Consider the following 5,482-nt stretch of genomic DNA (forward strand, 5'->3'; position numbering starts at 1 on the left):
CCAGAACAGAGTAAATCTGTTAAGGCAGGTGCGGAACCCCGCAAGGGAAAGAAGCAGAAACCTAAATCGTGAGGTTTGGGAATCGCCGTCCGTTTTACGGCGGCGAGGATGTCAAGCTACTGCCCTTACCTCCTTATTGTTTTTCTGGCTTTCATTTTAAATTTCACCACATTTATAAGTGTATCCTAAGAGTGCGATCGCATCGATTCACAGGAGAAGGAGTCTCAAGTATTTTCCCTGTTTTACTCCTTCTCAGGCGAACTGTCCTCTTGTATGAAAGATTGTGGCGCAGTATGTCGGATTCGCCTTTGTGTTCTCCCTTGACTGCCCCTCAACGCGATCGCTAAACCAAATTAAGCACGATTATATTGCCATAAAGCCTTATAGGCTTGGTCTCCAACCCCTTGAGGACAAGATAGACTGCACCTGCTCATTCTGTCGGTTGGAGAGGGGAAACCCGTTACTGATTCTACTCACAGAGAAGGACTAATTTTATTGGTGTAGAATAGAGACAATTATTGAGAGAGAAAGAAAATGAGCACTATTTCCCTTGAAATTCCTGAAGAAATCTTAATTAGTCTCAAAGAAACTCCTGAAAATCTATCAAGAGAATTAAAAATATTGGCAGCCGTTAAACTTTTTGAACTTGACAAACTATCTTCAGGACGTGCAGCCCAATTAGCCGGAATGTCACGAGTAGAATTTTTAACTATTTTGGGGCGTTATCAAGTCTCCCCTTTTTCTTTAACGACTGAACAATTGGAACAAGATATTGTCAATGCCTAATCCTCAAGTCATTGTCAACACCTCTCCTCTACTGTACTTACATCAAGTGGGCTACTTGGAATTGCTCCAACGCTTGTATTCTCAAATCTTGACTCCTCCAGCAGTAATCGAAGAATTAGCAATCGGTAAAAATAAAGGAATTGATGTTCCCAATATTCAGGCGATTGAATGGATTTCAATTACTTCAGTCAAATCAGTCAGTCTAATTCCAGCTATTATTGATTTAGGGCAAGGAGAAGCAGAGGTATTAGCTTTGGGATTAGAAAATCCAGATAGTTTACTGATTTTTGATGATCAGTTAGCCCGACGTATTGCCGATTTATATCGCTTGAAATATTCAGGAACGCTTGGTGTTTTAGTTAAAGCGAAGCAGCAGGGCTATCTATCTTCTGTTGCTCCCGTTATTGCTAAGTTACGCCATCAAGGAATGTGGCTAACTGATAAAGTTGTCAATGATGTTCTTCGATTAGCTGGAGAGTAAGTATGCTTAAAAAAAGGCTCTTCGTTATTTGGTATGGTTCAATAGGGGAGCATAAATCGACTAAATCCTTATCTGGCAAGAGACTTAATTGATTAGTTCGCTCTAGATCGAAAACAATTGACAAAAATCGCCAAAGTTTCATTCCTTATAATCCTGTACGTTGCATAAGACAAACCGAAGAACCATATGGGTTGTAATAAACCTACACCTGTCAGCATCCCACACCCCATCACCCCACTTCCCCACTCGTTGAGTTAGCGAGTTCGGCTTCGATCTGTCAGAATACAAGTGTTGAAACAAACCTTTTAAGAGGCTTCATGGTGGAAGTTAAAGTCGTTCCCCCGAAACGCAATTGGGTTCAGACGTGGTGGCAATCCCTGAATTCCCTATCTCGCTTACTGGTGATTGCTCTAGCTGCACCACTTATAGTTCTGAATGCCTGGGCATTATCGGCAATTTTTGGCTATTTTGAATCTTTATTTGTTATTTTACTGATAGCGGCCGTTCTATCTTTTCTCTTGGGTTATCCAGTGACTTGGTTGGAACGTCAGGGATTAAAACGGGGTTTAGCTGCGATCGTGGTTTCCCTGATCACGATTTTAATTTTTGTGGCCGTGGGAATCACCCTAGTTCCCCTAGTCTTCACCCAAGCGCAGCAATTTGTCAATAGATTGCCAGAATGGTTAGACTCGGGACAGCGCCAACTGATGCAACTAGATACCAAAATCGATACGATGAATCTACCGATTCCGATCAGTTTCGATGGTCTGATCGCTCAGTTTAACAGTCGTTTAGGGGCAGAATTGCAAATTCTAGCGGGAAGAAGCGTTAATTTAGCCCTTAATCTCACGGTTTTTACCGTGGTGCGGGTGCTTGATGTACTGCTAACCATTATCCTCACCTTTTATCTACTTCTCCACAGTCCCGATATCTGGAGGAGTATTATCCAATGGTTGCCCAAACCCGTCCAACAACCCTTTTCCCTAACCCTACGCTTAAGTTTTCAGAATTACTTTGTCGGACAGGTAATTTGCGCCACCTGCATGGCCCTGGGATTAGTCACGGCATTTTTATCGATTAAAGTCCCTTTTGGTCTCCTATTCGGTCTGTTGATTGGCACCATGGCCTTAATCCCTTTTGGGGGAACTGTAGGCATTGTCACGGTGACAGCTTTACTAGCTTTGCGCGATATTGGTTTAGCTCTACAAGTTTTAGCCGTGGCTGTAGTGGTGCAGCAAATTGTCGAAAACGGCATTGCTCCCCGGATTTTGGGCAGTGTCACCGGGTTAAATCCCTTTTGGGTGTTGGTCTCGGTCTTGACGGGGGCGCGAGTGGGCGGTTTACTGGGGGTGATTGTCGCGGTTCCCATGGCAGTAATGATCAAGGAAGCTTTGGAGGTTATCCGTCAAGTGACACCAGAGGAGACAAAACACGGGATAATTAAACCTTCTCTCCCCCTAGAATCAGAATCCTCTAGCGAGGTGGTTTCTCGCTGAAGAATGACTGACGGCATGATCTAGGGCGATGTGAGCAGTAATATTGGACGGGAGAAATCGGCAATTTTCTCGCAGGTTCTTGGCTTTTCTCCCTCGATCGAGTTATGATATCCATATTGGTAGATTAACTCCACTTGCCCTGATCGCCGTCCCTGACGGATGCCTTGCTGGTCTCTGGGGCCTAGCTTATTGGGAGATTAGCTAACCAATTATCTCTAAACTCCGATAATTTTAAGAAAAGGTCAATGTCTATCCCGATAAATAAGCAAAAAATCGATATTTTGGTTAAATAGGCTACATTAACAGCCAGCTTTCTATCGTAAGCTCGAAGTTAAGACATAAAGTCAATATCACCCTCCGATTGCAATGAAAAAATGTTTGGATCGCTTAAGGTTTAAGCCTTTCAGACATTTTTTTTTGTGGATTGATACTAAATCCAGTTATTAAAAACTGATTTAGTATGACATGGACAAACACCAACAGACCATGATCTGGAGAGATCGTCAAGAAAAGTATCAGAGGGAACTCCTGGAAAAAAATGGGTAAAATATAATTAGTAGGGAGAATATTGCTGTTAATGTGTCGCTTTCTCGCGAGACTTTAACCAAGCCCAAAGGCAAAAAAATAGCAGTAATTTGCTAAAAGCTCAAGGCAGATAGCTTACTGCTCTATATATCTCTCGTATTCTTTACTTGTCGAGTTCAACACGACCCCTTTATGGAATCAAGCAACCCGTCAGGGAAGACTTCCGAACCTCCTAGTCATAGGTGGGCCAATTTACTCGGAACCATGATCGCAATTCTGACCCTAACGTTACCCTTGTTAGCGATTGGATATAACTCCACGCCTAACTATACCGAAGAACCCCTTACCGGTAACACATCCTACTCCCTAACGAGGCAAATGAGGTGACAGAATTGAGATAGACGATTGCCAAAATAAAAATTTTTTTCTTCGTCCCGATCCCCCTTATGGGTAAAATTTGGATCGGAGTTGATCAAAGTGTGTTTTAATTTTGTTTGCGCTTTTAGGTGACTCTAAAGGCGCTATTGTCTTGTATTTGGAGAAAGCTTGTGGATTTATCGCGCATTCCTGCCCAACCGAAACCAGGTTTAATTAACGTTTTAGTGGAAATTACCGCCGGCAGTAAGAATAAATACGAGTTTGATAAGGATTTAAACGCCTTTGCTCTCGATCGCGTTCTCTATTCTTCGGTACAATATCCCTGTGATTATGGTTTTGTTCCCAATACCCTCGCCGATGACGGCGATCCTTTAGATGGTATGGTGATCATGGATCAGCCTACTTTCCCCGGCTGTGTGATTACGGCGCGCCCTATTGGTATGTTAGAAATGATCGATGGTGGTGATCGCGATGAAAAAATTCTCTGTGTTCCCGCTAAAGATCCTCGTTATGCTGAGGTAAAATCCCTCAAAGATGTCTCTCCCCATCGCTTGCAGGAAATCGCCGAGTTTTTCAAAACCTATAAGAATCTAGAGAAAAAAGTCACAGAAATTCTCGGTTGGAAAGATGTGGACGCAGTAACCGCTTTAGTTGAACAGTGTATTGCTGCTTATAAGTAAGGTTTGCGGCAAAAAGTTTGTTGGTGGGGTTAGTTATCAGTTATCAGTTATCAGATGTGAGTTTTCAGTTCACTGATTACTGTTTACTGTTTACTGATCACTGAAAAAAGCTTCTCCCTACACCCCACACCCCACACCCCACACCCCAATTTATGCGAATAGAAACCTTAAAATCGGGTTTAATCGTCTCCTGTCAAGCGCCAGTGGAGTCATCTCTGCACGATCCTGTAATTATTGCCGCCATGGCTCATGCTTGTGTGGATAGGGGTGCTTGTGGGGTCAGAATTGATAGTCCCGCTCATCTGAAAGCCACCCGTCAACAATTGCCGGATATACCGATAATTGGACTCTGGAAACGCAATTATCGCGATTGTTCGGTATATATTACTCCCAAATATCAAGATGCTCTCGCCATTGCCGATGCCGGTGCCGATATAATTGCCTTGGATGCTACCCCAAGAAAGCGTCCTAATGATGAAAATTTAGCCACAATTATCGCTCGTATTCATCAGGAAACTGGTAAATTAGTCATGGCAGATATAGACTCGATCGAAAGTGCTATTTATGCCGTGGCAGCTGGTGCTGATATTGTCGGTACAACTCTTTACGGTTACACAGAAGCAACTAAAAATCTACCACCGCCGAGTTTTTCTTTCCTAGAAGAATTAGTTAATAAGTTATCAGTTCCTGTTATCTGTGAAGGAGGAATATCGACTCCAAAAGAAGCCAAAAAAGCCCTAGAAGTTGGTGCCTATTCGGTAGTTGTCGGCACGGCAATTACAGGGATTGATTTAAAAACTACCGCTTTTTTACAAGGAATTTTATCAAAAGATTAATGGGAGGGAAAAAACCAAAAAGTTTCGCCGCACCTCCTAAAATAGCGACAACCAAAGCGATTAAAATCCGCCGGTTTGTGAATTGCTGATAGGCAATCCCTGCGGTCAATCCGTTAATTTTTTCGGTTCTTCGGTTTGTGTTATGCAATGGACGGGAGTTATAAGGGGTGAAACCCTTATATAGGGTTTGCTGAATAAATCTAAAAACCTTGTTGGATAAGGCTTTTAGACTTTTTTTCCCTGAAAAAGTGCCTACCATTGGAGTGATTGGGGGGAAAATTTAGGGATTTTTTCCCTGAA

General features: G+C 42.7%; 7 protein-coding genes. 6 read left to right on the top strand and 1 reads right to left on the bottom strand.

Annotation, left to right across the window (positions count from 1 at the left end; genetic code table 11):
- Nucleotides 1-534 precede the first annotated feature (534 nt).
- From EWV68_RS15525 to EWV68_RS15545, 6 genes are all read left to right on the top strand, one after another.
- Nucleotides 535-786: a UPF0175 family protein gene (locus EWV68_RS15525; RefSeq protein ID WP_002764591.1), complete on the top strand. Its 252-nt coding sequence runs from the start codon at nucleotides 535-537 to the stop codon at nucleotides 784-786.
- Nucleotides 779-1,267: a PIN domain-containing protein gene (locus tag EWV68_RS15530; protein WP_287170340.1), complete on the top strand. Its 489-nt coding sequence runs from the start codon at nucleotides 779-781 to the stop codon at nucleotides 1,265-1,267. Before EWV68_RS15525 ends, EWV68_RS15530 begins: the two co-directional genes overlap by 8 nt.
- Nucleotides 1,268-1,584: 317 nt before the next feature.
- Nucleotides 1,585-2,763 carry an AI-2E family transporter gene (locus EWV68_RS15535; protein ID WP_287170342.1) on the top strand — a complete coding sequence of 393 codons (1,179 nt, stop codon included), beginning with the start codon at nucleotides 1,585-1,587 and terminating at the stop codon, nucleotides 2,761-2,763.
- Nucleotides 2,764-3,480: 717 nt separating this feature from the next.
- Complete coding sequence (locus EWV68_RS22110; protein WP_012267246.1) at nucleotides 3,481-3,675, top strand: TLTLP motif-containing protein; 195 nt, start codon at nucleotides 3,481-3,483, stop codon at nucleotides 3,673-3,675.
- Between the two features lie 161 nt (nucleotides 3,676-3,836).
- The gene (locus tag EWV68_RS15540; RefSeq protein WP_004162542.1) at nucleotides 3,837-4,346 is read left to right on the top strand and encodes an inorganic diphosphatase; all 510 of its coding nucleotides are present in this window, start codon (nucleotides 3,837-3,839) and stop codon (nucleotides 4,344-4,346) included.
- 152 nt (nucleotides 4,347-4,498) lie between these two features.
- Entirely contained in the window at nucleotides 4,499-5,182 is a 684-nt protein-coding gene (locus EWV68_RS15545; protein WP_061430716.1) for an N-acetylmannosamine-6-phosphate 2-epimerase, read from the top strand.
- On the opposite strand, the gene EWV68_RS15550 is transcribed toward EWV68_RS15545, so the two are convergent.
- Complete coding sequence (locus EWV68_RS15550; protein WP_287170343.1) at nucleotides 5,145-5,441, bottom strand: DUF4164 domain-containing protein; 297 nt, start codon at nucleotides 5,439-5,441, stop codon at nucleotides 5,145-5,147. The genes EWV68_RS15545 and EWV68_RS15550 overlap by 38 nt on opposite strands.
- Nucleotides 5,442-5,482: the final 41 nt, after the last annotated feature.

The sequence above is a fragment of the Microcystis sp. M_QC_C_20170808_M9Col genome (assembly GCF_007095495.1).
Lineage (GTDB): Bacteria > Cyanobacteriota > Cyanobacteriia > Cyanobacteriales > Microcystaceae > Microcystis > Microcystis aeruginosa.

Excerpts from the sequence above, each read along its gene's own strand:
- EWV68_RS15550 (WP_287170343.1), bottom strand. The coding sequence starts at position 5,441 with ATGGTAGGCACTTTTTCAGGGAAAAAAAGTCTAAAAGCCTTATCCAAC.
- EWV68_RS15535 (WP_287170342.1), top strand. The coding sequence starts at position 1,585 with ATGGTGGAAGTTAAAGTCGTTCCCCCGAAACGCAATTGGGTTCAGACG.
- EWV68_RS22110 (WP_012267246.1), top strand. The coding sequence starts at position 3,481 with ATGGAATCAAGCAACCCGTCAGGGAAGACTTCCGAACCTCCTAGTCAT.
- EWV68_RS15525 (WP_002764591.1), top strand. The coding sequence starts at position 535 with ATGAGCACTATTTCCCTTGAAATTCCTGAAGAAATCTTAATTAGTCTC.
- EWV68_RS15545 (WP_061430716.1), top strand. The coding sequence starts at position 4,499 with ATGCGAATAGAAACCTTAAAATCGGGTTTAATCGTCTCCTGTCAAGCG.
- EWV68_RS15530 (WP_287170340.1), top strand. The coding sequence starts at position 779 with ATGCCTAATCCTCAAGTCATTGTCAACACCTCTCCTCTACTGTACTTA.